General features: G+C 62.7%; 20 protein-coding genes. 6 read left to right on the top strand and 14 right to left on the bottom strand.

Annotation, left to right across the window (positions count from 1 at the left end; genetic code table 11):
* Positions 1–10 precede the first annotated feature (10 nt).
* The 8 genes from gcvH to arcD (IRZ77_RS19110) all read right to left on the bottom strand — a co-directional run bounded on the left by gcvH (position 11) and on the right by arcD (IRZ77_RS19110) (position 9,259).
* The gene (gcvH, locus tag IRZ77_RS19145) at positions 11–394 is read right to left on the bottom strand and encodes a glycine cleavage system protein GcvH (RefSeq protein ID WP_046616974.1); all 384 of its coding nucleotides are present in this window, start codon (positions 392–394) and stop codon (positions 11–13) included.
* A 342-nt stretch (positions 395–736) separates the two neighbouring features.
* Entirely contained in the window at positions 737–1,936 is a 1,200-nt protein-coding gene (gene gltS / locus IRZ77_RS19140) for a sodium/glutamate symporter (protein WP_046616973.1), read from the bottom strand.
* Between the two features lie 309 nt (positions 1,937–2,245).
* Positions 2,246–3,754: a sigma-54-dependent transcriptional regulator gene (locus tag IRZ77_RS19135; RefSeq protein WP_046616972.1), complete on the bottom strand. Its 1,509-nt coding sequence runs from the start codon at positions 3,752–3,754 to the stop codon at positions 2,246–2,248.
* Positions 3,755–3,929: 175 nt separating this feature from the next.
* Positions 3,930–4,298: a DUF5064 family protein gene (locus tag IRZ77_RS19130; RefSeq protein WP_046616971.1), complete on the bottom strand. Its 369-nt coding sequence runs from the start codon at positions 4,296–4,298 to the stop codon at positions 3,930–3,932.
* A gap of 55 nt (positions 4,299–4,353) precedes the next feature.
* Complete coding sequence (gene arcC / locus IRZ77_RS19125) at positions 4,354–5,283, bottom strand: carbamate kinase (RefSeq protein ID WP_003257953.1); 930 nt, start codon at positions 5,281–5,283, stop codon at positions 4,354–4,356.
* A gap of 181 nt (positions 5,284–5,464) precedes the next feature.
* Positions 5,465–6,475 carry an ornithine carbamoyltransferase gene (locus IRZ77_RS19120; protein WP_046616970.1) on the bottom strand — a complete coding sequence of 337 codons (1,011 nt, stop codon included), beginning with the start codon at positions 6,473–6,475 and terminating at the stop codon, positions 5,465–5,467.
* Positions 6,476–6,544: 69 nt separating this feature from the next.
* Positions 6,545–7,798 (bottom strand): arginine deiminase, encoded by a 1,254-nt coding sequence (gene arcA, locus IRZ77_RS19115; RefSeq protein WP_196174133.1) that lies wholly within the window; start codon positions 7,796–7,798, stop codon positions 6,545–6,547.
* Between the two features lie 33 nt (positions 7,799–7,831).
* The gene (gene arcD, locus IRZ77_RS19110; RefSeq protein ID WP_046616968.1) at positions 7,832–9,259 is read right to left on the bottom strand and encodes an arginine-ornithine antiporter; all 1,428 of its coding nucleotides are present in this window, start codon (positions 9,257–9,259) and stop codon (positions 7,832–7,834) included.
* A 434-nt stretch (positions 9,260–9,693) separates the two neighbouring features.
* Between arcD (IRZ77_RS19110) and arcD (IRZ77_RS19105) the strand changes: the two genes are divergently transcribed.
* Positions 9,694–11,121, top strand: a complete 1,428-nt coding sequence (gene arcD / locus IRZ77_RS19105; protein ID WP_046616967.1) for an arginine-ornithine antiporter — start codon at positions 9,694–9,696, stop codon at positions 11,119–11,121.
* Here the strand turns inward: arcD (IRZ77_RS19105) and IRZ77_RS19100 are convergent.
* The 6 genes from IRZ77_RS19100 to gap all read right to left on the bottom strand — a co-directional run bounded on the left by IRZ77_RS19100 (position 11,101) and on the right by gap (position 17,919).
* Positions 11,101–11,517, bottom strand: a complete 417-nt coding sequence (locus tag IRZ77_RS19100) for a YbaN family protein (RefSeq protein ID WP_108480956.1) — start codon at positions 11,515–11,517, stop codon at positions 11,101–11,103. The genes arcD (IRZ77_RS19105) and IRZ77_RS19100 overlap by 21 nt on opposite strands.
* 54 nt (positions 11,518–11,571) lie before the next feature.
* Positions 11,572–12,165 carry a biliverdin-producing heme oxygenase gene (locus IRZ77_RS19095; protein WP_046616964.1) on the bottom strand — a complete coding sequence of 198 codons (594 nt, stop codon included), beginning with the start codon at positions 12,163–12,165 and terminating at the stop codon, positions 11,572–11,574.
* Positions 12,166–12,387: 222 nt separating this feature from the next.
* Positions 12,388–14,991, bottom strand: a complete 2,604-nt coding sequence (locus IRZ77_RS19090; RefSeq protein WP_108480957.1) for a TonB-dependent receptor — start codon at positions 14,989–14,991, stop codon at positions 12,388–12,390.
* A 185-nt stretch (positions 14,992–15,176) separates the two neighbouring features.
* The gene (locus tag IRZ77_RS19085) at positions 15,177–16,136 is read right to left on the bottom strand and encodes a FecR family protein (RefSeq protein WP_196174131.1); all 960 of its coding nucleotides are present in this window, start codon (positions 16,134–16,136) and stop codon (positions 15,177–15,179) included.
* Positions 16,137–16,206: 70 nt separating this feature from the next.
* Positions 16,207–16,719, bottom strand: coding sequence for an RNA polymerase sigma factor (locus IRZ77_RS19080; protein ID WP_025337861.1), 513 nt, complete (start codon positions 16,717–16,719; stop codon positions 16,207–16,209).
* A gap of 198 nt (positions 16,720–16,917) precedes the next feature.
* The gene (gene gap / locus IRZ77_RS19075; protein ID WP_196174129.1) at positions 16,918–17,919 is read right to left on the bottom strand and encodes a type I glyceraldehyde-3-phosphate dehydrogenase; all 1,002 of its coding nucleotides are present in this window, start codon (positions 17,917–17,919) and stop codon (positions 16,918–16,920) included.
* 265 nt (positions 17,920–18,184) lie between these two features.
* On the opposite strand from gap, the gene edd reads away from it, so the two are divergent.
* From edd to IRZ77_RS19050, 5 genes are all read left to right on the top strand, one after another.
* Positions 18,185–20,011: a phosphogluconate dehydratase gene (edd, locus tag IRZ77_RS19070; protein WP_046616960.1), complete on the top strand. Its 1,827-nt coding sequence runs from the start codon at positions 18,185–18,187 to the stop codon at positions 20,009–20,011.
* On the top strand, positions 20,008–20,967 hold the full coding sequence (locus IRZ77_RS19065) for a glucokinase (protein WP_085600585.1): 960 nt from the start codon (positions 20,008–20,010) through the stop codon (positions 20,965–20,967). Before edd ends, IRZ77_RS19065 begins: the two co-directional genes overlap by 4 nt.
* Positions 20,968–21,146: 179 nt before the next feature.
* A complete protein-coding gene (gene gltR, locus IRZ77_RS19060) occupies positions 21,147–21,872 on the top strand; it encodes a two-component system response regulator GltR (RefSeq protein WP_046617133.1) in 726 nt (241 codons plus the stop codon).
* A complete protein-coding gene (locus IRZ77_RS19055; RefSeq protein WP_196174127.1) occupies positions 21,853–23,307 on the top strand; it encodes an ATP-binding protein in 1,455 nt (484 codons plus the stop codon). The genes gltR and IRZ77_RS19055 overlap by 20 nt, the downstream gene beginning before the upstream one ends.
* Positions 23,308–23,547: 240 nt before the next feature.
* On the top strand, positions 23,548–24,798 hold the full coding sequence (locus IRZ77_RS19050; protein ID WP_196174124.1) for a D-mannose isomerase: 1,251 nt from the start codon (positions 23,548–23,550) through the stop codon (positions 24,796–24,798).
* Positions 24,799–24,897 lie beyond the last annotated feature (99 nt).

Below are 24,897 nucleotides of genomic sequence, written 5' to 3'. Positions count from 1 at the left end.
GCAGGGTTCCTCAGGCGTCGTCGTTGGCTTTGATCAGGCGGTCGTAGGCGTCCTGGTCAAGCAGGGCGGCCACGGCGCTGACGTCGGCGGGAATGAAGCGGAAGAACCAGCCTTCGCCCATCGGGTCTTCGTTGACCAGCTCCGGGCTGTCTTCAAGTTGGTCGTTGATCTGGACCACTTCGCCGGTAAGGGGCATGTACACACCGCTGGCGGCCTTGACCGACTCGACGGTGGACGCTTCGCTGCCTTTCTCATACTGCTGCAACTCTGGCAGTTGCACGAAAACCACATCGCCAAGGGCGTTCTGGGCGTAGGCGGTGATGCCCACGGTGACGCTGCCATCGGCTTCGACGCGCAGCCATTCGTGATCTTCAGTGAAACGCAACTCGCTCATGGGGAATCCTCGGGAAGCAGGGCGTTAGGCGCAGTGGCTCCGCGCTCTTGGGGTTGGGATTCCCTTAGCAAAAATGCGGCCAATCGTTAAAAAATGTTATTAATCAATAAGTTATCTATTTAGCGTGATTATTTTATCCATTTGATGGAATGAAAACGCTACAGCAGGAGGGTGATGGAAAAGGGTTTGGGGATCAAACCCTTGCACAGTCGTATCCGAATGGATGTGTATTGATTTCAATACGGCGTATTGAAATCAATACATAGTGTTGAGGACGCGATGCTCGGCCACGACACTTGCGCCGCTCGTGAAATACGCCCTGGAACATGGCCTGACTTCGATCTAGGCAAACCAGGGCAATGCCAGATACAGCTTGATGACGATGACATTGATGATGTCGATGAAGAACGCCCCCACCATCGGCACGACCAGGAAGGCAATGCGCGAGGCTCCGTAGCGCTGGGTCACCGCTTGCATGTTGGCGATTGCCGTTGGCGTTGCGCCCAAGCCGAAGCCACAGTGCCCGGCAGCCAGTACCGCTGCATCATAGTTGCGACCCATGACCCGGAACGTGACGAATATCGCGAACAGTGCCATGACCAATGTCTGTGCGGCGAGCAATGCAAAGAACGGTAAAGCCAGCGCTGAAAGATCCCACAACTTGAGCGACATCAAGGCAATGGCCAGGAACAACGACAAGCTCACATTGCCCAATACCGAGACTTCCCGCTCGAATACTTGATAAAAGCCGAGCGCCGAAAGGCCGTTTCGCAACACCACGCCCACGAACAGCACGCAAACGAACGTTGGCAGTTCAAGCGCCGTGCCTTTCAGTAAACCGTTAAGTAACGAACCCACGAGCAAACTGACGGCGATAAGCGCAAGTGTCTCGATAAATGAAAACGGCGTAATCAGGCGTTCTTTGTCCGGTTGTTCGAAACCTTTGGGCAGTTGTGGCGCTGCTTCTTCGATACCTGGCGTCGCTACTCGCTTGATCAGCAACCGGGCGACCGGGCCACCAATCAGGCCACCCAGTACCAGGCCGAATGTAGCTGATGCCATTGCCAATTCGGAGGCCGAGGCCAGGCCAAACTTTTCGGTGAACGTGGCCCCCCACGCAGCGCCTGTGCCGTGGCCACCCGACAATGTGATGGAGCCGGCCAGCAGCCCCATCAGTGGGTCGAGCCCCAGTGCCGTTGCCAGGCCGATGCCCATGGCGTTCTGGACCAGCAGCAAGCCGGTTACCACCAGCAGGAACACGGTAACCACGCGGCCACCTTTCTTCAGACTGGCGAAGTCTGCACCCAAACCAATGGTGGCGAAGAATGCCAGCATCAGAGGGGTTTGCAGTGAAGTATCGAATTGCACGTGGATATCGAAGCTGCGCAACGCCAGGAACGCCAAGGCGACTACCAAGCCGCCAGCGACAGGTTCCGGAATATTGTAAGTGCGCAAGAAACCAATACGCGCAACCAGGCCGCGTCCCAATAGGAGTACCAAAGAGGCGGCTACAAGCGTCCCGTAAAAATCGAGTTCAAACATCAGGTGTTCTCGTTATATCCAGTAGCGGACCACTTCCCGCTATGGGGCGGACAAGTGGGGTGACAGATGGGAATACACTGTCATCATTCTACGAGGCATCCGTGGGAGAGTATCTTTCACTGGCGTAGGAAAAGCCTGAATAACAACCGGATTATTACAATAACTATCAGGGGCCTCTTTGCGGCCCATCGCAGGCAAGCCAGCTCCCACAGGTATCGCGCACAATTCAGGACGTGTGCGATACCTGTGGGAGCTGGCTTGCCTGCGATGGGCTGCGTAGCAGCCCCCGTTGACAATATCTGGCAGGTATCAGGCTTTGCCTGGTATTCCATATTTGCGCAGGCGCTGCGCAATGGCGGTATGTGAAGTTTGCAAGCGCCCTGCCAGTTGCCGCGTCGATGGGTAGCTTGCGTACAGGCGTTGCAGCAACTCGCGCTCGAAATCGCCTACGGCCTGTTCCAGGCTGGCCACTTCGCCGTCCTGGCCACGGGCCACCGAGGTGCCGGCGATGTCCAGGTCACCGATATCCACCAGGTTGCCCTCGCAAATGGCTGCGGCGCGGAATATCACGTTCTGCAGCTGGCGCACATTGCCCGGCCAAGGGTTGGCCAGCAGTGCCGAATGGGTGGCCGGGGTCAGCCGGCAGGGTGGGCGCTGGATCTGCGTGCAGGCCTGCTGCATGAAGAAATGCGCCAGCATCAGGATGTCCTGGCCACGGTCGCGCAGCGGCGGCACTTGCAGGTTGAGCACGTTAAGGCGGTAGAACAGGTCTTCGCGGAAGCTGCCTTCGGCGACCATGCGCTCCAGGTCGCGGTGGGTGGCGCTGATGATGCGTACATCCACCTTCACTTCGCGGTCGCCACCCACCCGGCGGAAGCTGCCATCGCTGAGAAAACGCAGCAGCTTGGCCTGCAGGTATGGCGACATCTCGCCGATTTCATCGAGAAATACCGTGCCCTGGTTAGCCAGTTCCATCAACCCGGGTTTGCCGCCCCGTTGCGCGCCGGTGAAGGCGCCTGGGGCGTAGCCGAACAATTCGCTCTCGGCCAGGCTCTCGGGCAGCGCAGCGCAGTTCAGGGCCAGGAATGGCGCTGCGTGGCGGCTGCTGATGGCGTGGCAGGCGCGGGCTACCAGTTCTTTGCCGGTGCCGGTTTCGCCATGCACCAGCAGTGGTGCATCGAGTGCCGCCACGCGCAGGGCGCGGGCCTTGAGAGTGCGGATTGCCGGTGATTCGCCGAGCAAGGCATCGAAGCCTTCGGCATGGTCGTGGTGCAGGGCCGAAAGGCGTTCGCCCATGCGTGTAGGGGGGTATAGCGTCAGCAGGCCACCGGCGTTGGTGATCGGCATGGCGTCCAGCAGCAAGCTCTGGCCGTTGAGCTGCATCTCGCGCATGGGCAGGTGGAAATTGTTGTCCAGCAGGGCCTGCAGCAGCGCCGGGTCACCGAACAGTTCACCCACCGAGCGCCCAGCTGATTCGCGGCCGCACAGTTCGATCAGCGCCGGGTTGGCCAGCAGCACCTTGCCGGCACTGTCCACGGCCAGCACCGGGTCGCTCATCGCCGCCAGCAGGGCATCGAGCTGCAGGTGCCGGCGTTGGCCTGGGAGGATGTCGACCACGTCCACCGATTGCACGCCCTGTACCTCGAACAGCGCGTCGTGCAGTTCTTCGAGCACGGCAGGGCTGAGGGTAGGGGCGTCGATGTAGACGTTCGGCGGGACCATCTCCACGGCGTCCAGGTTGAGGTTGCGGGCACCGAGCAGGGCGAGGACTTCCTGGGTGATGCCGACGCGGTCGATGAAGCTGACGTGGATGCGCATGGGGGACAGTGAAGTGGTGGCCGGGGAGTGCGGTAGTATGCCTCAACATCGCCGGGGCCGCTTTGCGGCCCTATCGCGACGCAAGGCCGCTCCTACAGGTCCCGACAGTGACGCGATCCCTGTAGGAGCGGCCTTGCGTCGCGATGGGCTGCAAAGCAGCCCCCGGATCCTGAAATCACTCCAGATGTTCAGGCTTGATCGGATCGCCCGATTTCACATCCAGCTTTTCGCGAATGTCCGCGAACATATGGTCATAAAGCTTGTGCGGCGAACTCAGGTTCTCGAATTTCTTCGGTGACGGCAGGTACGACTGCGCCCTTCGGCTCAGCTGCATGAGGAAGCTGGGCAACACTTGGTCCTTGGCCAGGAAGAACTTTTCTTCCACTGGCTTGCCTTCGATGCTGCCATGCATCTTGAACTGGATGCCTCTGCCTTCCTTGGGGTCCGACACTGCCTCGTATTCGATGTTCAGGTCATAGCTGTGGTCGTTCTGGTTCAGCGCAGTGCGCTCGATGTGTACATGACCGGGCTGGTACTGGGCCATGGCAAGCTCCTTTGGAAGGTCGAAAATGGCGGGCGCTGACGCCCGCCCACTGCATTCAACGGTAGCTGATCCCCGGCTTGGCGGTGGAAACCCGCGTGCCGGCGGTGCCTTTGACGATGTCTTCGATGTTCTCCAGCGAACTGATCACTGCCACTTTGCCGGTGTTGCGGGCAAAGTCGCAGGCTGCCTGCACCTTCGGCCCCATGGAACCGGCGGCGAAGCCGAGGCGTTCGAGTTCGTCGGGGTGGGCCTGGGCAATGGCCTTTTGCGTGGGCTTGCCCCAGTCAACATAGGCGGCATCGACGTCGGTGGCGATTATCAGAAGGTCGGCGTCCAGCTGCTCTGCCAGCAGGGCCGAGCACAGGTCCTTGTCGATCACCGCCTCGATGCCCTTCAGCTTGCGGTTTTCATCGTACATGGTGGGGATGCCGCCGCCGCCGGCGCAGATCACGATGCTGCTCTTTTCCAGCAGCCACTTGATCGGGCGGATCTCGAAGATGCGCTTGGGTTTCGGGCTGGCCACCACACGGCGGTACTTGTCGCCGTCGGCCTTGACCACCCAACCCTTTTCCTTGGCCAGGCGCTCGGCCTCTTCCTTGCCATAGACCGGGCCGATGAACTTGGTCGGGTCCTTGAAGGCGGGGTCGTTGGCGTCCACTTCGACCTGGGTCAGCAGGGTGGCGAACGGCACCTCGAATGCCAGCAGGTTGCCCAGTTCCTGTTCGATCATGTAGCCGATCATACCCTCGGTCTCGGCACCCAGCACGTCCAGCGGGTAGGCCTCGTCGGGCTTGTAGGACAGGCCTTGCAGCGACAGCAGGCCGACTTGCGGGCCGTTGCCGTGGGCGATGACCAGTTCGTTGCCTGGGTGGATCTTGGCGATCTGTTCGGTGGCGGTGCGGATATTGGCGCGCTGGTTGTCAGCGGTCATGGGCTCGCCGCGACGCAGCAGGGCGTTGCCGCCCAATGCAACAACGATACGCATGGGGAATGTCCTTTAACGAAAAGAAGGGAGCGCTGTACTCGACCGGTATCGCCGCCCCCTTGTGGGAGCGGGTTTACCCGCGAAAGCGTCAGCCCATGCAACGCGGCTGGTGCTACTGATGCATTCGCGGGTAAACCCGCTCCCACAGGGATCCGGGTTGCCCGGCTTGCCGAGTCAGCCTTTACAGGTCAGCCAAGGTCGATACCAGGATCGCCTTGATCGTGTGCATGCGGTTTTCCGCCTGCTCGAAGGCGATGCAGGCCGGCGACTCGAAGACGTCGTCGGTCACTTCGATACCGTTGGCCAGGTCCGGGTACTGTTCGGCGATCTGCTTGCCTACCTTGGTTTCAGAGTTGTGGAACGCCGGCAGGCAGTGCATGAACTTGGTCCGCGGGTTGCCGGTGGACTTCATCAGCTGTGCATTCACCTGATACGGCTTGAGCAGCTTGATGCGCTCACCCCAGGCTTCGATCGGCTCACCCATCGATACCCACACGTCGGTGTGCACGAAGTCCACACCCTTGACCGCGGCAACCGGGTCTTCGGTGAGGGTGATGCGCGCGCCGCTTTCCTCGGCGTACTTGCGGCAACGCTCGACCAGGTCATCATGCGGCCACAGCGCCTTGGGCGCGGCGATGCGCACATCCATGCCGAGCTTGGCACCGATGAGCAGCAGCGAGTTGCCCATGTTGTTGCGGGCGTCGCCCAGGTAGGCGTAGCTAATGTCGTGCAGCGGTTTGTCGCTGTGCTCACGCATGGTCAGCACGTCGGCGATCATCTGGGTGGGGTGGTATTCGTCGGTCAGGCCGTTGAACACCGGTACGCCGGCGAACTTGGCCAGTTCTTCGACGATTTCCTGCTTGAAGCCACGGTACTCGATGGCGTCGTACATGCGCCCGAGCACGCGGGCGGTGTCCTTCATGCTTTCCTTGTGGCCAATCTGCGAGGAGGTCGGGTCGATGTAGGTGACATTGGCGCCCTGGTCATAGGCGGCCACTTCGAAGGCGCAGCGGGTACGGGTAGAGGTTTTTTCGAAGATCAGCGCGATGTTGTTGCCTTTCAGGTGCTGTTGCTCGGTGCCGGTGTACTTGGCGCGCTTGAGGTCGCGGGACAGGTCCAGCAGGTAGCGCAGCTCGCGGGTGGTGTGGTGTTCCAGGCTGAGCAGGTTGCGGTTGTGAATATTGAACGCCATGACAGCTTCTCCTTGGATTCGGTAGTGTCCCGGCCGGTGCGTTGTGGGCCCGGCCGGGTGCAATGGTCGTTAGTAGTCGATCGGGTCGCGCACGATCGGGCAGGTCATGCAGTGGCCGCCGCCCCGGCCCCGGCCCAGTTCGCCGGCACTGATGGTGATGACTTCGACACCTGCCTTGCGCAGCAAGGTATTGGTGTAGGTATTGCGGTCGTAGCCAATGACCACGCCCGGCTCGATGGCCACCACGTTGTTGCCGTCATCCCACTGTTCGCGCTCGGCGGCAAAGCTGTTGCCTCCGGTTTCGACCACGCGCAGCTTGACGCCCAGTTGTTCGCCCACCACTTCGATGAACGACTTGTTGATGCGGCGCACGTCCATGCCGTAGGGCTTGCTTTCATCCGGGCGAATGATGAACGGCACGATCTCTTTAACCACTTCCGGGAAGACCGTGACCAGGTCGCGGTCGCAGAAGCTGAACACGGTATCCAGGTGCATGGCGGCGCGCGATTTTGGTAGGCCCGCGACGATCACTTCCTTGACGGCGCCCTTGGCGAACAGGTTCTGCGCCAGTTGGCCGATGGCCTGGCGCGAGGTGCGCTCGCCCATGCCAATCAGCACGATGCCCTTGCCGATCGGCATGACATCGCCGCCTTCTAGGGTGGACTGGCCGTGGTCCTTGTCCGGGTCACCGTACCAGACCTGGAAGTCGGCGTTGGTGAACTGGGGGTGGAACTTGTAGATGGCGGTGGTCAGCAGGGTTTCCTGGCGTCGCGCTGGCCAGTACATCGGGTTGAGCGTGACGCCGCCGTAGATCCAGCAGGTAGTGTCACGTGTGAACTGGGTATTGGGCAGCGGTGGCAGGATGAAGCTGGAGTGGCCCAGGTAGTCGTTGTACATCTTGACCACTTCGGCACCCTCGCTCTGCGGCAGATCCTGCCCGGCAACGCCGCCAATCAGGAACTCGGCGAGGTGGCGTGGCTCGAGGCCTTCGAGCCAGCTGCGTACTTCGTTGGTCAGGCCCACGCCGACGGTGTCCGGGGTGATCTTGCGATCGAGGATCCACTTGAGTGCCTCGGGTTGCTGGACGATTTCGGTCAGCAGGTTGTGCATCTCCAGCACATCCACGCCACGCTCGCGCATCTTGGTGACAAAGTCGAAATGGTCACGCTTGGCCTGGTCGACCCAGATCACGTCGTCGAACAGCAGCTCGTCACAGTTGCTCGGCGTCAGGCGCTTGTGCGCCAGGCCCGGCGAGCAAACCATCACTTTGCGCAGTTTGCCGGCTTCGGAGTGGACACCGTACTTCTGTTTTTCAGCGGACATGATTTCATTCCTCCAGTTGAACGAAGACGTGGGTCAAAGAGTCAGGAAGCCGTCGTACAGGCCAAAGGCTGCCACCAGGGCGCCGATGACCACGGCTGCGAAGATCAGTTTTTCCACGTTGGTGAAGACAGGTTGGCCAACCTCACGCTTGGCCTTGGCGAACAGAATCGCGCCAGGTGCGTAGAGCAGGGCCGAGAGCAGCAGGTATTTCACGCCGCCGGCGTACAGCAGCCAGATGGCGTACAACAGGGCGATACCACCGATCACCAGGTCCTTCTGCCGTTCGGCCAAGGCCTGTTCGTAGGTTTCGCTACGCACTGCCAGCAGCACGGCATAGGCTGCCGACCACAGGTAGGGCACCAGGATCATCGATGTGGCCAGGTAGATCAGCGACAGGTAGGTGCTGTTGGAGAACAGCGTGATCACCAGGAAGATCTGTACCATGGCGTTGGTCAGCCACAGGGCGTTCGCCGGTACCTGGTTGGCGTTCTCGCGGCGCAGGAATTCCGGCATGGTGTGGTCCTTGGCGGCGGCGAACATGATCTCGGCGCACAGCAGCACCCACGACAGCAGTGCCCCGAGCAGCGAAATGATCAGGCCGACGCTGATCAGCACCGCGCCCCAGTGGCCGACCACATGCTCCAGCACGGCAGCCATCGACGGGTTCTGCAGCTTGGCCAGTTCCGGTTGGGTCATGATGCCCAGCGACAGTACGTTGACCAGCACCAGGAACAGCAGCACGGTGACGAAGCCGATGACCGTGGCCTTACCCACGTCAGAGCGTTTTTCCGCCCGCGACGAGAAGATGCTCGCACCCTCGATGCCGATGAACACCCAAACGGTGACCAGCATCATGTTGCGCACCTGGTTCATCACACTGCCAAGCTCTGGCGTGCCAACCGCCCAGATGTCAGCAGTGAAGATGTCGAGCTTGAAGGCGAACAGGCAGATCAGGGCGAACAGCAGCAGCGGCACCACCTTGGCCACGGTGGTGACCAGGTTGATGAACGCCGCTTCCTTGATGCCGCGCAGCACCAGGAAGTGCACTGCCCACAGCAGCACCGACGCGCCGATGATGGCGGCCGGGGTGTTGCCTTCGCCGAAGATCGGGAAGAAGTAACCCAAGGTACTGAACAACAGCACGAAGTAGCCGACGTTGCCCAGCCAGGCACTGATCCAGTAGCCCCAGGCCGAGGAGAAGCCCATGTAGTCGCCGAAACCGGCCTTGGCGTAGGCATACACCCCGCCATCCAGGTCAGGCTTGCGGTTGGCCAGGGTCTGGAACACGAACGCCAGGGTCAGCATGCCGACCGCGGTGATCGCCCAACCGATCAGCACAGCGCCAACCCCTGCGCTGGCAGCCATGTTTTGCGGCAGCGAGAAGATCCCGCCACCAATCATCGAACCGACGACAAGTGCAACTAACGCGCCGAGCTTTAGTTTTCCGGATGAATCAGACATTTAACAACTCCTGCCAGGAGAAAGTTGACGACAGCGTAAATCCGACGCCGCTGCCATTCGCTGACTTGGGTCAGTTCATGGCGACGTGAAGTAGGAAAATTCCTTCACGGAGCTCCCGGAGAGTGCCGACAACTTTTGCTGCAGGCCTTGCACGCTGGCACCTCCATGTCCTTCTAGAGCAAACGCTCTGTTCAGCCTGCGAAGCTTGAAGCTAGCCTCTTTTGCCGCTTTCGCAAATTTTTCACAAGAATTTCGAGCTTTATCGGGCCCTTCTCTAGTTGCTCGCGAGCTGCTAGTTTTTACTGGAAGCGGGCATAGACAAAGCAGTTATTAGTGCTATAGCTTCATTGGTCCGGATCATTATAAGTAACGCCATCTATATGGACGGCATGGCTGTTTCAAACCCATGACAGCGCGTTAAAAAAGGAAAGCTCATGAGCGAACCGGGACAAAAGCTGCGCCTGGGTGCGCTGATCGCGTTGGTGGTCGGCTCGATGATTGGTGGCGGAATATTCTCTTTGCCGCAAAACATGGCGGCGCGTGCCGATGTGGGGGCAGTGCTGATCGGTTGGGGTATCACCGCAATCGGCATGCTGGCCCTGGCTTTTGTGTTCCAGACCCTGGCCAACCGCAAGCCTGAGCTGGACTCGGGGGTGTACGCCTACGCCAAGGCCGGCTTTGGCGAGTACATGGGTTTTTCCTCGGCCTGGGGCTACTGGATCAGTGCCTGGCTGGGCAACGTCGGCTATTTCGTGCTGCTGTTCAGCACCTTGGGGTTCTACTTCCCGGTGTTTGGCGAGGGCAACACGCCAATTGCCATCGGTTGCGCGTCGCTGCTGCTGTGGGCGGTGCATTTCCTGGTGCTGCGCGGCATCAAGGAGGCGGCGTTCATCAACCAGGTGACCACCGTTGCCAAGGTGGTGCCATTGCTGATCTTCGTGGTGATAGCGGCATTTGCCTTTCGCGCCGATATCTTCACCCGTGACATCTGGGGTCTGAGCAACCCGCAGTTCGGCAGCGTGCTGGAGCAGGTGCGCAACATGATGCTGGTGACTGTGTTCGTGTTCATCGGCATCGAGGGTGCCAGTGTGTATTCCGGGCGCGCCCAGCGCCGCTCGGATGTCGGCAAGGCCACCGTGATCGGTTTCCTGGGGGTGCTGGCGCTGCTGGTGCTGGTCAATGTGCTGTCGCTCGGGGTGATGACCCAGCCGGAACTGGCCGGGCTGCAGAACCCGTCACTGGCTTCGGTGCTGGAGCATATCGTCGGGCCCTGGGGCGCCTTGCTGATCAGTATCGGCCTGGCGGTTTCGCTGCTTGGCGCGCTGCTGTCCTGGGCGTTGCTGTGCGCCGAGATCCTCTTTGCCACGGCACGGGACAAGACCATGCCGCGCTTCCTGGCCCAGGAAAACGCCAACCATGTGCCGGCCAACGCCCTGTGGCTGACCAACTGCATGATCCAGGGCTTCCTGCTGATCACGCTGTTTTCCGCCGGTACCTATACCAGCCTGATCTACCTGGCGTCGTCGATGATCCTGGTGCCCTACCTGTGGTCGGCGGCCTACGCCGTGCTGTTGGCGGTACGTGCAGAAACCTACGACGGGCAGCCGGCCTTGCGCCGCAAGGACCTGCTGGTAGCGCTGATTGCCCTGGTATATGCGGTGTGGCTCTTGTACGCCGGCGGGCTCAAGTACCTGTTGCTGTCGGCGCTGCTGTACGCGCCGGGCGTTATCCTGTTCGCCCGGGCCAAGCATGAGCAGGGAAAGGCCTTGTTCACTGCCTGGGAAAAGCTGATTTTCGCCGCCGTGCTGGCCGGCGCCGCCCTGGCGGCCTATGCCCTGTACTCAGGGCTGCTGAGCTTGTGACCGGACAGGGCAGGGGGCGTGCTCCGGGCGGGACCAGATCCACAGGTTGCCCAGGGCCATGCCGGCAATGGCCAGAAACACCGGCCAGCGGTGTTCCAGGAACGTCAGCATCAGGCCCGCGCACAGCAGCATGCTGAGGGTCGCGCTGACCTTGGCCCGGCGCTGGATAACCTTGCCATTGCGCCAGTTGTGCAGGATCGGCCCGAACAGCCGGTGGTTCTCCAGCCAGGCAGACAGGCGCGGTGAACTGCGCGTGGCCGCCCAGGCGGCCAGCAGGATGAATTCGGTGGTCGGCAGGCCGGGGATGACGATCGCGACCAGGCCAACGCCCAGGCTCACGTAAGCCAGGAGTGCATACAGCAGGCGGGCAAGTTTCGAGCGGGCGGGTCGGGTCATGGTCTCATTGCATAAAGCGGTTCGGCCACCGGTAGGGTGGCCGGATACGGTGTGTCAAACCAGCGCGGCATCCGCAGCGTAGGCGTGCTTGAGCAGTTCGGTGAAGCGCTCGAAGGCAGCAACTGCGCCGCGTTCGGCAGCGGTGTCCTCTTCGGTGGACAGGGCCAGGCCATCCAGAATGCGGGTGAACTGCTTCCAGCCTTCAGCACGGCCGCCGGCCGGTTCACCCAGGTGTCGAGCACCGAAGTTGTCGGACAGTCCCAGGGCCACGGCACGCTTGATCAGAAACGCAGCGCCCAGTTTGGAGCCTTCGGAGACGAAGATCCAGCCCATTGCCTCGCCCAGGCTCGGGTTGCGCAGGGCCCCCGGCACGGCTGGCGGTACTGCGGTGTCGAGGTCGGCGAGGTCCAGGCGGGCCTGTTCGGCACGGCAGCGCTCGGCCAGGTCGGGGACGATGGCGATCAGTTGCGGGTCGTTGTACAGAGCCTGCAGCTCGGCCTGGAACAAGTACTGGGCGGCCACGAAGCGGGCGAAGCTTTCGCGGCTGTCGAAAGGGGCGTGGGAACTGACCAGTGCATCCAGTTCGGCATGAGGGGTGTGGGTGATCTGTTTCAGGCGCTGGGAGCGCAGGGCTGGGCGGTCGGTCATAGGGCATTCCTTGGAAAAAAGGGCGTCTAGAGACAAGACGAACCAGTGGGGATGGAACAGTAAAAAAAGCCGGTATTTGTGCTGGTAGTAATGGCCTCTTCGCGGGTGAACCGGCTCCCACAGGTATTGCGCAAACCTCGGGCCTGCGATGCCCCTGTGGGAGCGGGTTTACCCGCGAAGAGGCCGGCACTGACGAAACAAGCCTGTCAGCGATAATTCAGGTCAGATATCCCAGACCACATTGATGCCGAAGTTGCGCCCCGGCATGGTCAGGCGGTCGATGTTGGCCGGCTGGGTCACGGCCGCTTCACCCTGGCCGTCGTAGCTGCGTACCGAATCCCACTGCCAGTACTTCTTGTCGGTGAGATTGTACAGGCCGGCGTTGATGGTCACATCGTCGGTAACCTTGTAGTAACCGGTCAGGTCCAGCACCCCATAGCCTGGGGTGCGGAACTTGGAACTCGAGCCGTCGGGCGAGTAGAAGGTACTGTCGTCGACGCGGGTCTTGCGCTTGACCAGTGTCCAGCTCAGCAGGCCGCCGTAGTGCTGTTGTTCGTAACCCAGGCCGAACACGCCCTTGAGCGGGTTGACGCTGTTCAGTGGCTCGCCGGTGTCATCATTACGGCCATAGGTGTAGGCGATCGAGCCCTGGGTATACAGGCCCTGCGGCGCACCGAAGTGGTTTAGGTTCAGGCGGCCCTTGACCTCGGCACCCTTGATGGTGGCGTGCTTGATGTTGTTGGCCTTGAAGGTCTGCTCCAGGTTGGCGCTTTGTACGGCATCTTCGTCGATGAAGTCGCGGTACTTGTTGTAGAACACCGCCACGTCGAAATTACCTGCGTCGAAGTTGCCACGCAGGCCGGTTTCATAGCTTTTGCTCTTTTCGGGTTCGAGGCCCGGGTTGCCTTCTACGCGGTAGCCTTGCTCGATGTTCTCGAACTTCCCGTACATGGCTTTGGCGGTCGGGGTGCGGAAACCTTCGGCGTACTGGCCATACCAGGTGTAGTTGTCGTTGAAGGCGTAGGTCAGGCCGAACTTGGGCGAGATACGGTGCCACTTCTTGTCCGAATCGTCCTGGGAGGTGGGCACGGTACCGGAGGACTCCAGGCCACGCAGGAATTCCTCGGTGAACCTGGGCTTCATGCGCGTGTAGTCGTAACGAGCGCCAGGCAGGAAGGTCCAGTTGTTCCAGCGGATTTCATCCTGTACGAACAGGCTGTAGGTGTTCACGGTCGGGTCCGGGAAGTCACTGACCAGCGCCTGGCCGTCTGCCGGGCGCTCGGCGCCAGCGGCGGAACAACCTGAACCAACGGCCAGGCAGGTGCCGGTGCCGCTGCGCGAACCGGTGACCTTCTCGTGCTTGAGGGTGGTGCCGTAGGTCAGCAGGTGGTCGGTGGCGCCGAGGCTGAAAGCCTTGTCCAGCTGGGCATCGAATACCCATTGGCGGTCCTTGTAGAGGGTGTCGCGGGTACGCAGTACCTGACGGCCAGGTGGTGCGTAGACCTCCTCGGTGTGCTGGTCGGTCTTGGCGATCTGGTAGTTCAGGCTCCACTTCACATGGTCGGCGACCAGCGAATCCAGGCCGAACTCATGGTTGATGCCAAAGCGTTCGCGGGTGATGGTGTCGTTGCCATTACGCGCCTTGTAGTAACCCGAGGCACCCAGGCCAGGAATGAAGGGCCCGCCCACCGCACTGAGGATGTTCTGGTCGCGGTCATCCTTGTAGTGTTCGTAGGTGAAGCCCAGGCGCGCGTCGTCGGCGTAGTTCCAGCCCAGCTTGGCCAGCACGTTGGTGGTGCGCACATCCATCGGGTTGGCTTCGGTACGGGCCAGGCCGTCACCGCTGTGGCCACCGTGGGTCTCGGTTTCGTGGCCGTTGCGCTGGCTCAGGTGCAACAGGCCGTCGAAGTCGCCCTGGCGGCCGGCGACGGTGGCGGAGGTCAGCCAGCTCTCGTCGGCCGAGCTATAGCCAGTCTTCAGGCGGGCGCCTGCGTCCTTGCCCGGCTTGATGATGTCGTCCGGGTCGAGGGTGAAGTAGCTCACTGCCCCGCCGATGGCGTTGCTGCCGTACAGCACCGAAGCCGGGCCGCGGAGGATTTCCACACGCTTGACGATCTCCGGGTCCACGTAGTTGCGCTGGGTCTGGGCGTAGGGGCCGAAGAAGAAGCTGTCGGGGATCGACACGCCATCGACCTGGGTGAGGATGCGCTCGCCGTCGATGCCACGGATGTTGTAGCCGTTCAGGCCGCTGCGCTGGCCGGTGCCAGCTACCGACACGCCCGGTTCGTAGCGCACCAGGTCCTGGATGTTGTTGACGTTCTGCCGGTCGAGTTGCTCGCGTGTCTGCACGCTGACGGTGCTCGGCACCTGGCTGACGTCCTGGGCGCTGCGGGTGGCGCTGACGGTCACTTGTTGCAGGGCAATCACGTTGGCGCTGGCCTGGCGTTCGAGTACCACATTGCCACTGCTGATCTTGCGAAAGCCCAGGCCGGTGCCGTGTAGCAGGCGCTTGAGCGCGGCTTCCGGGGGTAGCGAACCCTGCACCCCTGGCGATGCCACGCCGTCGGCCAGTTCGGCGCTGAAGCCGACCTGCCAGCCGGTGACCTGGCTGAAAGCATTGATGGCCGAAACCAGCGGCTGCTGGCCGATGCTGAAGCGGTAGTCGCCCATGCGCGGGCTGCTGGCCTGTGCCGTTTCGGTGGCCAGTGCCGGCAGGCTTATGGCACCGCTGGCGAGCAGGGCAAGGTTCAGTAGGGAAAGGCTCAGGAGGGACAGTTGCCCTCTGTGGCGAGGAAGGGTGGAGGGGCGGGTAGGACCTGTGGACATCGGAAGCGCTCCCTGACGCGCGGGCTGTTATAGGTGATGGCTGTACTCGTTTTCAAACGAGAATCAGTTGCATTGGCTATAACGAGACGGGCGGGGTAGCGTGACTGCGTAAAAAAAGTTGGATTGCGGTCTGGCGATCTGTATCGCGATTTCTATGGGAGCGTGTCGAGTTTCAGATTTGCGGATCAGTTCAGGATGACCAGCGCCGGGTACTCATGCAGCTGTGCCGAGGTGATGTGGGCCAGCGCGCGCAGGGTTTGCAGCGGCTGGTCGAGGCGGTAGTTGCCGGTGACTGCCATGTCTTCCAGCTGCGCATTGCGGTTGATGATCCAGCCTGGGTAGTAGCGCTGCACCTCGGCCAGCACCTGGCTCAGCGGGCAATTCTCGAACACCAGGCGGCCGTCGACCCAGGCCAGGTCCTTGTGCATGTCGGGGCGCTGGCGCTGGCCGAACCCCTGGGGGCCGACGCTGATGCTGTCGCCGGCGCTCAGGCGAATGCGCTGGTCGCGGGCCCCCTGCAGGTCGACATCGCCGCGCTGCACCCGCACCTGTGCCTCGCCATCGAGGTAGCGCACGGCAAAGTCGGTGTCGCGCACCTGCGCGCGCAACGGCCCGGCCTGCACTTCCAGTGGCAGCAGCGCGCCCTCGGGGACCTGGAAATAAGCCTCGCCCTGTAGCAGGCGGGCGATCTGGTGGCCGTCACGCTGCTCGCTGGCAAATGCCGAATTGGTGTTGAGCAGCACTTTCACGCCGTCTTCCAGCTGCAGGCGCTGGCGCTCGCCCACCACCGTCAAGTGGTCGGCCTGCAGGCGTATGGGCAAGTTGCCCAGGGTGAACAGCCCGACCAGCAGCAGCGCCGCCGTGGCCAGGGGTTTCCAGTGGCTGCGCAGGCGCCCGCGCCACGAGCGGCGCTGTTGCTGATGCATCTGCACGGCCGCCTGGTGCAGCGGTGCGCCGTTCCACAGGGCTTCTGCCTCGACATAGGCCTCGGCATTTTCCGGCGCTGCGCTCAGCCAGGCTTCGAAGGCCTGGGTGTCCTTGGCGTCGGCGCATTGCAGGCGTACCAGCCAGTCCAGCGCCTCGTCCATGGCACGAGCACGAGCACTGGGCCCGGCGGGTGACGGGCGAGGGGGGCTGTCGGTCACGGTGAATCCTTGAATGGTTTTTGCGAATGATCAAGGCTGAGGCGGGGCGTGGCAAGGGCTTTGCGTTGCCTCACTTGAGGCGGTCGGCGACCCCCATGCAGATCGCCATGATCAGTTTCAGTTCCTTCTGTACCGTGCTGGGCGAAACATTCAGTTGTTCGGCGATTTCCAGGTAGGTGGCGCCATGCAGGCGGCTGAGGATGAAGATGCGCTGCTGGCGTTCGCTCAGCTGGTTGAGGCTGATGCTCAGGTGCTTGAGTAGCTGCTCGGCATGGGCCGCATCCTCGCTGCTGGTGGCCGGCGCGGCCACGCTGTGCAGGACCTCGTCGGGCACGTCGTCGACCAGCATGCGCGATTGCACTCGGCGCGCGCGCAGGTGGTCGAGGGCCAGGTTGCGTGCGGTCTGGAACACGAACGGTTCGATGTGTTCGATGGGCCGTTCACCGAGGGCGCGGGACACCCGCAGGTAGGTTTCCTGCAAAAGGTCCTCGGCCGTGTTGGGGTTGCCCACCATGCGCTGCAAGGTGCGCAGCAGGGTAAGGCGCTGGACGAGGAAGACAGAGTTGAACCGGGACTGACTCACGGGGGGACCTGGCCGACGAAAGGTTAATGATAATGCTTATCATCCTCCTCGAAGGTCAAGCCTGGAAATGTTAGGAAAGGGTAAAGATTGTGAGTATTGGGCGCAGAGGCGCTCGCTGCGGCATTATCAGCGCCTGAGAGATCGAGCGCCGCGCGGGCGGCGCTCGATCTCTCAGGCGGTAGAAATGCCGTGTCATGCTCAGCCGGCGCGGCACAACGCCAGGCAGTTATCCAGCATGCGGTTGGAGAACCCCCACTCGTTGTCATACCAGGCCAGCACCTTGAGCATGCGCCCGTTGGCCCGGGTATGGTTGGCATCGAAGATCGACGACAGCGGGTTGTGGTTGAAATCGCAGGAAACCAGCGGCAAGGCGTTGTAGCCCAATACCCTGGAATGCTTGCTGGCCTCGAGGAACAACTGGTTGACCTGCTCGGCCGTGGCCTCGCGCTTGAGGTTGACTGTGAGGTCAACCAGCGACACGTTGATCACCGGTACCCTTACTGCCATGCCGGTCAGCTTGCCGGCCAGCTCCGGCAGCACCAGGCCCACGGCCTCGGCGGCGCCGGTCTTGCTCGGGATCATCGACTGGGTCGCCGAGCGCGCACGGAACGGGTCGCCGTGGTACACATCGGTCAGCACCTGGTCGTTGGTGTAGGCATGGATGGTGGTCATCAGTCCCTGTTCGATGCCGAACTCGCGGTGCAGCACCTGGGCAATCGGTGCCAGGCAGTTGGTGGTGCACGAGGCATTGGAAATGATCTGGTGCGAGGCCCGCAGGATGTCGTGGTTGACCCCGTACACCACGGTGGCATCGGCGCCTTTGGCCGGTGCCGAGACGATCACCTTGCCAGCCCCCGCAGCCAGGTGCGCGGCGGCCTTGGCGCGCTCGGTGAACAGCCCGGTGCATTCGAACACCACGTCGATCGCTTCGGCCTTCCAGGGCAGTTCGGCCGGGTTGCGGATGGCGCTGACCGCGATGCGGTCACCATTGACCGTGAGGCTTTCGTGGTCGGCCTCGACGCTGGAGTCGAAGGTGCCGTGCACGCTGTCGTACTTGAGCAGGTGGGCATTCATGGCGCTGTCGCCCAGGTCGTTGATAGCGACGACCTGCAGGTCCTGGCGGTAGCCTTGGGTATACAGTGCGCGCAGGACGTTGCGCCCGATGCGGCCGAATCCATTGATGGCGATGCGTAGGGTCATGGCAGTACCTCTGGCAGTCCGAGTGAAACCTGTGGCACAAAGGAGCTTCACTGAAACGGTTTTGTTGTTGGAATTACAAGATTATTCACCTGCCGATAGAAAACAAGCCTTTTTAGTGGCAGTATTTTGTTTAAACATACAACAAGTGGTTGGGCGACGTGCCTCCACCGATGCAGCGGGCTCCTCTACCTTGAGCCTAGGCCGCAATCGTTTGGAGGGGAAATGCCCGGTAAACCGCCCTTACAATTAGCCTGGAGTCCAGTACATGCATCCGCGCATCCTTGAGGTCACCCAGCGGCTGGTCGAACGTAGCCGTGCCACCCGCGAACGCTACCTGCAACTGATTCGCGGCGCGGCCAGTGACGGCCCCATGCGTGCCAGCCTGCAGTGCGCCAACTTCGCCCATGGCGTGGCTGGTTGCGGCAGCGACGACAAGCAGACCCTGCGCCTGATGAACGCGGCCAACGTGGCCATCGTCTCGGCCTACAACGACATGCTTTCGGCGCACCAGCCCTACCAGCACTTCCCCGAGCAGATCAAGCAGGCCCTGCGCGATGTCGGTTCGGTCGGCCAGTTCGCCGGTGGCGTGCCGGCCATGTGCGATGGCGTGACTCAGGGCGAGCCGGGCATGGAGCTGGCCATCGCCAGCCGCGAAGTGATCGCCATGTCCACCGCCGTGGCCCTGTCGCACAACATGTTCGACGCCGCGCTGATGCTGGGCATCTGCGACAAGATCGTCCCTGGTTTGATGATGGGCGCACTGCGCTTTGGTCACCTGCCGACCATTTTCGTCCCGGGCGGGCCGATGGTCTCCGGCATTTCCAACAAGCAGAAGGCCGATGTGCGCCAGCGTTATGCCGAAGGCAAGGCCAGCCGCGAAGAGCTGCTGGATTCGGAGATGAAGTCCTACCACAGCCCTGGCACCTGTACCTTCTACGGCACTGCCAACACCAACCAGCTGGTGATGGAAGTGATGGGCCTGCACCTTCCGGGCGCCTCGTTCGTCAACCCGTACACGCCGCTGCGCGACGCGCTCACCGCCGAGGCCGCGCAGCAGGTCACGCGCATGACCAAAGCCAGCGGCAACTTCATGCCGCTGGGTGAAATCGTCGACGAGAAGGCGCTGGTCAACTCCATCGTCGCCCTGCACGCCACCGGCGGCTCGACCAACCATACCCTGCACATCCCGGCGATTGCCCAGGCCGCCGGTATCCAGCTGACCTGGCAGGACATGGCCGACCTGTCCGAGGTGGTGCCGACCTTGTCCCACGTCTACCCCAACGGCAAGGCCGACATCAATCACTTCCAGGCCGCGGGCGGCATGGCCTTCCTTATCCGCGAGCTGCTCGATGCCGGGCTGCTGCACGAAGATGTCAACACAGTGGCCGGCCATGGCCTGCGCCGCTACACCCAGGAGCCGTTCCTCGACAACGGCAAGCTGGTGTGGCGCGAAGGGCCGCAGCACAGCCTGGACGAAAGCATCCTGCGCCCGGTCGCGCGGCCGTTCTCGGCCGAAGGCGGCCTGCGGGTGATGGAGGGCAACCTCGGCCGCGGCGTGATGAAGGTGTCCGCTGTCGCCCCTGAGCACCAGGTGGTCGAGGCGCCAGCGCGGGTGTTCCAAGATCAGCAGTCGCTGGCCGATGCGTTCAAGGCAGGCGAGCTGGAGCGTGACTTCGTCGCCGTGGTGCGCTTCCAGGGCCCGCGCTGCAACGGCATGCCGGAGCTGCACAAGCTCACACCGTTCCTCGGCGTGCTGCAGGACCGTGGCTTCAAGGTGGCGCTGGTTACCGACGGACGCATGTCCGGTGCTTCGGGCAAGATCCCGGCGGCCATTCATGTTTGCCCCGAGGCTTATGACGGCGGCCCGCTGGCACGAGTGCGCGATGGTGATATTGTGCGGGTCGATGGTGTCGAAGGCACGCTGCGGGTAATGGTGTCGGCCGAAGAACTGGCCAGCCGCGATCTGCCGCCAGCGCCACAGGGCAACGACCTGGGCTGCGGGCGCGAGCTGTTCGGCTTCATGCGCATGGCGTTCAGCCCGGCAGAGCAGGGCGCCAGTGCCTTCACCTCGGCCCTGGAGAACCTCAAATGAAGGACCTGCTGGTTGGCGACATCGGCGGCACCAATGCCCGTTTTGCGTTGTGGCGTGACAACCAGCTGCATGAAGTGAAGGTCTTCGCCACCGAGGACTACACCAGCCCGGAACAGGCCATCGAGGCTTACCTTGAAGGCCTGGGCATTCCCCGCGGCGGCGTGACTGCTGCCTGCCTGGCGGTGGCCGGGCCGGTCAATGGCGACGAGTTCCGTTTCACCAACAACCATTGGCGCCTGAGCCGTCTGGCATTCTGCCAGCGACTGCAGATCGAGCAGCTGCTGCTGATCAATGACTTCACCGCCATGGCGCTGGGCATGACCCGCCTGCGCGATGGCGAGTTTCGCGAAGTGTGTCCAGGCCAGGCCGATCTTGCGCGTCCGGCGTTGGTCATCGGTCCGGGTACCGGTTTGGGTGTCGGCTCCCTCTTGCGAGTGGGGGAACGTTGGTGTGCCTTGCCGGGCGAGGGCGGGCACGTCGACCTGCCGGTGGGTAATGCCCGCGAAGCAGCGATTCACCAACAGATTCACGCCCAGATCGGCCACGTCAGCGCCGAAACCGTGCTCAGTGGCGGTGGTCTGCTGCGCCTGTACCAAGCAATCTGTGAACTGGACGCTGACATACCCCGACACAAGACCCCGGCGCAAATCACCGATGCTGCGCTGGCCGGCGAACCACGGGCGCTGGCGGTGATCGAACAGTTCTGCCGTTTCCTTGGCCGAGTGGCGGGTAACAATGTTCTGACGCTGGGCGCGCGGGGAGGGGTCTATATTGTCGGCGGCGTGATCCCGCGGTTTGCCGAGCTGTTCCTGCGCAGCGGGTTCGCCGCGAGTTTTTCCGACAAGGGCTGCATGAGTGGTTATTTCGCTGGCGTACCGGTTTGGCTGGTGACGGCGGAGTTTTCCGGGTTGCTGGGGGCCGGGGTGGCTTTGCAGCAGGCGCTGGATCACGGATAGGTAGGCCACTGCGCGACCCAATCGCCGGCAAGCCAGCTCCCATACCGATCGCTTCAAGCCTAGGGCTGTGCAATAACTGTGGGAGCCTGGCTTGCCGGCGATGGGTTGCGAAGCAGCCCCAGAAAGCAACACCCGACAGCAGGCAAAAAGACCTGCAATCAACAAGAGGAAGGACTACCTTGAGCACTGCCGGCAAATCGATCCTGATGGTCGACGACGACCAGGAAATCCGCGAGCTGCTGCAAACCTACCTGAGCCGCTCCGGCTTCCAGGTGCATGCCGAAGCCGACGGCAAGGGCTTTCGCCGCGCGCTGGAATCCACCCCCTGCGACCTGGTCATCCTCGATGTCATGCTGCCCGACGAAGACGGCTTCAGCCTGTGCCGCTGGGTACGCCAGCACCCGCGCCTGGCACGGGTACCGATCATCATGCTCACCGCCAGCTCCGACGAAACCGACCGGGTCATCGGCCTGGAGTTGGGCGCCGACGACTACCTGGGCAAGCCGTTCAGCCCCCGCGAACTGCAAGCGCGGATCAAGGCCCTGCTGCGTCGCGCCGAGTTCGGCCAGGCGGCGCCGGGCGGTGCGGTGCTGGCCTTCGACGACTGGCGCCTGGACACGGTCAGCCACCGCCTGTTCCATCGCGACGGTGAGGAAGTGATTCTCTCTGGCGCCGACTTCGCCCTGCTCAAGCTGTTCCTCGACCACCCACAGCAGATCCTCGACCGCGATACCATCGGCAACGCCACTCGTGGTCGCGAGCCGATGCCGCTGGACCGCATCGTCGACATGGCGGTCAGCCGTCTGCGCCAGCGCCTGCGCGATACCGACAAACCACCCCGGCTGATCCGCACCGTACGCGGCAGCGGCTACCTGTTGGCTGCCCATGTCTGCAATGCGCCCTGAGCGGCGCTGGCGACTGCTGCCGCGCTCGCTACTGGGGCGCATGCTGTTGCTGACCCTGCTGGTGGTGCTGCTTGCCCAGGGTTTGTCGAGCGTCATCTGGGTTGCCCAACTGCGCGCCAGTCAGTTGCAGGGCCTGCGTGCCAGCGCCAGCAGCCTGGCTCATTCGATGAGTGCCAGCGTCAGCTACTTCCGCTCGTTGCCAGTGGCCTATCGGCCGATGGTCCTCGACCAGTTGCGCAGCATGGGCGGTACACGCTTTTTCGTGTCGCTCAACGCCAAGCCGCTGGACATGCCGCTACTGCCCGTTACCCCGCGCAAGCAGACGGTGATCGATGTGTTCCAGCAGGTGCTGCATGAGCGCCTGGGTTCGCAGATGGAAATTTCCGTCGAGTTCGTCGGGCCCGACGACCTGCGTATCTTCAACAGCGGCCTGAAGCTCGACGAACTGCCACGCTCCTGGGCGCATTACTCGCTGACACTCGAGCCACTCAACCCGCCGGTGCTGGTAACCCAGATCCGCCTGGGTGAGGGTGAGTGGCTGTACATCGCCTCGCTGCTGCCCGAGCCCTACACCAGCCTGGAGGCCGAGCGCCTGCCGCGCCAGCAGATTGGCTTCATCGTGTTGACCACGGTCCTGCTGCTGCTGTTCATCGGCTTGCTGGTGCACTGGCAAAGCTGGCCGCTCAAGCGCCTGGCGCGGGCTGCCCGAGAGATGTCACTGGGCGCCGATGTGGCACCGGTGGCCGAAGGTGGTGGCAGCGAGGTGGTCGAGGTGGGGCGTGCATTCAACAGCATGCGCGAGCGCATCAGCCGCTACCTGACCGAGCGTAGCCAGCTGTTCAGTGCCATCTCCCACGACCTGCGCACGCCGATCACCCGCTTGCGCCTGCGCGTCGAGCTGCTGGAGGACGAGCGCCTACAGGCCAAGTTCAGCCAGGACCTGGACGAGCTGGAGCTACTTGTCAAAGGTGCATTGCAGTGCGTGAAGGACACCGACATCCACGAGAACATCGAGCCGGTCGACCTCAACCAGGTGCTGGAAATCCTGGCCGAGCCGTACCTGGGCGATGGCCGCATAACGCTCGAAGGCCGGGCGCTGGCGCCATACCCGGGCAAACCGCTGGCGTTGCGGCGCTGCATCGGCAACCTGATCGACAACGCCATCAAGTACGGCGAGCGAGCGCGGCTGCGCATCATCGACAGTGCCGAGGGGTTTGTCCTGCAAGTGGATGACCAGGGGCCGGGGGTGCCGCAGCAGCAGTTGGAGCAGGTGTTCGAGCCGCACTTCCGTCTGGCCGGGCAACAGCAGGGGTACGGGCTGGGGTTGGGGATTGCGCGCAACATTGCCCATAGCCATGGCGGGGAGGTGAGCTTGCTGAACCTGCGTGAGGGCGGGTTGCGGGTGACCTTGTACCTGCCGCGGGGCATGGACTGAAGGGTTGTATTGCCTGTACCGGCCCCTTCGCGGGTAAACCCGCTCCCACAAAGACCTCACAGGTCCATACAGGCTCCGAGGCTAATGCAAAAACTTGTGGGGGCGGGTTTACCCGCGAAGAGGTCGGCACAGGCAGCACAAATGTCACTGACTGGTGACAAATCCACCTTCCTTGGTGACATTCCCATCCAGGCCCGCTCACTAGAATTCGCAGACGACTGGCAAGGATCAAGCTGGCCCTTGAGCACCTACAACCTGCCTTCCACCCGCTGGCTCGACGCCCCGGCCCACACCGCCTGGCGCATGGCCGAAGGGCAGCGCCTGCTGGCCTTCGCCACGGCTTCGAAACTGCCCGATGGCTTCGGTAGCCTCGACGCCGCAGGCCTGCTTGCCCCCGGTGCCCGCGCCGAAACCCTGATCACCGCCCGCATGACTCACTGTTTCGCCCTGGCCCACCTGCAGGGCCTGCCTGGCTACCTGCCCTATGCCGAACACGGTGTTGCCGCCCTGCTTGGCGCGCTGCAGGATGCCACCTACGGCGGCTGGTTCGCCCACCCCGGAGGCCATGACGACAGCGGCAAGGCGGCTTACCTGCATGCCTTTGTCGCCCTGGCCGCCAGCTCGGCGGTGATGGCAGGTGCTTGCGGTGCACCAGCCTTGCTGGCAGGCGCGGTGCAGGTGGTCGAAGCGCATTTCTGGAGCGAAGAGGAGGGTGCCCTGCGGGAAGCCTTCTCCCGCGCCTGGCAGTTGCCCGAGCAGTACCGTGGTGCCAACAGCAACATGCATGCGGTCGAGGCCTTTCTGGCCCTGGCAGACGTAACTGGTGACAACCTGTGGCTGCAACGCGCCTTGCGCATCGCCGAACGCATCATCCATACCCATGCCGCCGCCAACGGCTACCGGGTCATCGAGCATTTCGACGCCCTCTGGCAGCCGCTGCCGCACTACAACCAGGCGTACCCGGCAGACCACTTCCGGCCTTATGGCTCCACCCCCGGGCATGCCTTGGAGTGGGCGCGGTTGCTGTTGCATCTGGAAGCCAGCCTGGAACAGGCCGGCCTGCATGCCCCGCAGTGGCTGCCAGACTGTGCCCGTGCATTGTTCGATACAGCCTGCCAGCAGGCCTGGAACGTCGATGGCGCGCCCGGTTTTGTCTACACCCTGGACTGGGCCGATCGCCCGGTGGTGCGCGCACGCCTGCACTGGGTGCATGCCGAAGCCTGCGCCGCCGCCGCGGCCCTGTTGCAGCGCACGGGCGAGGCGCACTACGAGCAGTGGTACCGCCGTTGCTGGGACTTCATCGTCAACCATTTCATCGACCATGGCGCTGGCAGCTGGCACCACGAACTCGATACGCGCAACCAGCCGGCCGCGACCATCTGGCCAGGCAAGCCCGACCTCTACCATGCCTACCAGGCGCTGCTGCTGCCGGGCTTGCCACTGGCACCCAGCCTGGCCAGCAGCTTGGCCGGCAATGTAACCAAACGATGACATTCACGCATCGCTTCGTTACCTGGCGAGGCGAGCACGCTGTTTAGACTTCATGCAACGCAAGCGATCGACTTGCACGGCATAACAACAAGAAAGGTG

Source organism: Pseudomonas pudica (assembly GCF_015680405.1).
GTDB classification, from domain to species: domain Bacteria; phylum Pseudomonadota; class Gammaproteobacteria; order Pseudomonadales; family Pseudomonadaceae; genus Aquipseudomonas; species Aquipseudomonas pudica.
This window is presented reverse-complemented; position numbering and strand designations above follow the sequence as displayed.

Coding starts and splice junctions, on each gene's coding strand:
- IRZ77_RS19100 (WP_108480956.1), bottom strand. CDS start 11,517: ATGACCCGACCCGCCCGCTCGAAACTTGCCCGCCTGCTGTATGCACTC.
- IRZ77_RS19095 (WP_046616964.1), bottom strand. CDS start 12,165: ATGACCGACCGCCCAGCCCTGCGCTCCCAGCGCCTGAAACAGATCACC.
- IRZ77_RS19055 (WP_196174127.1), top strand. CDS start 21,853: ATGTCTGCAATGCGCCCTGAGCGGCGCTGGCGACTGCTGCCGCGCTCG.
- arcD (WP_046616967.1), top strand. CDS start 9,694: ATGAGCGAACCGGGACAAAAGCTGCGCCTGGGTGCGCTGATCGCGTTG.
- arcC (WP_003257953.1), bottom strand. CDS start 5,283: ATGCGTATCGTTGTTGCATTGGGCGGCAACGCCCTGCTGCGTCGCGGC.
- IRZ77_RS19120 (WP_046616970.1), bottom strand. CDS start 6,475: ATGGCGTTCAATATTCACAACCGCAACCTGCTCAGCCTGGAACACCAC.
- gcvH (WP_046616974.1), bottom strand. CDS start 394: ATGAGCGAGTTGCGTTTCACTGAAGATCACGAATGGCTGCGCGTCGAA.
- gltS (WP_046616973.1), bottom strand. CDS start 1,936: ATGTTTGAACTCGATTTTTACGGGACGCTTGTAGCCGCCTCTTTGGTA.
- IRZ77_RS19065 (WP_085600585.1), top strand. CDS start 20,008: ATGAAGGACCTGCTGGTTGGCGACATCGGCGGCACCAATGCCCGTTTT.
- IRZ77_RS19130 (WP_046616971.1), bottom strand. CDS start 4,298: ATGGCCCAGTACCAGCCCGGTCATGTACACATCGAGCGCACTGCGCTG.
- arcD (WP_046616968.1), bottom strand. CDS start 9,259: ATGTCTGATTCATCCGGAAAACTAAAGCTCGGCGCGTTAGTTGCACTT.
- arcA (WP_196174133.1), bottom strand. CDS start 7,798: ATGTCCGCTGAAAAACAGAAGTACGGTGTCCACTCCGAAGCCGGCAAA.
- edd (WP_046616960.1), top strand. CDS start 18,185: ATGCATCCGCGCATCCTTGAGGTCACCCAGCGGCTGGTCGAACGTAGC.
- IRZ77_RS19135 (WP_046616972.1), bottom strand. CDS start 3,754: ATGCGCATCCACGTCAGCTTCATCGACCGCGTCGGCATCACCCAGGAA.
- gap (WP_196174129.1), bottom strand. CDS start 17,919: ATGACCCTACGCATCGCCATCAATGGATTCGGCCGCATCGGGCGCAAC.
- IRZ77_RS19090 (WP_108480957.1), bottom strand. CDS start 14,991: ATGTCCACAGGTCCTACCCGCCCCTCCACCCTTCCTCGCCACAGAGGG.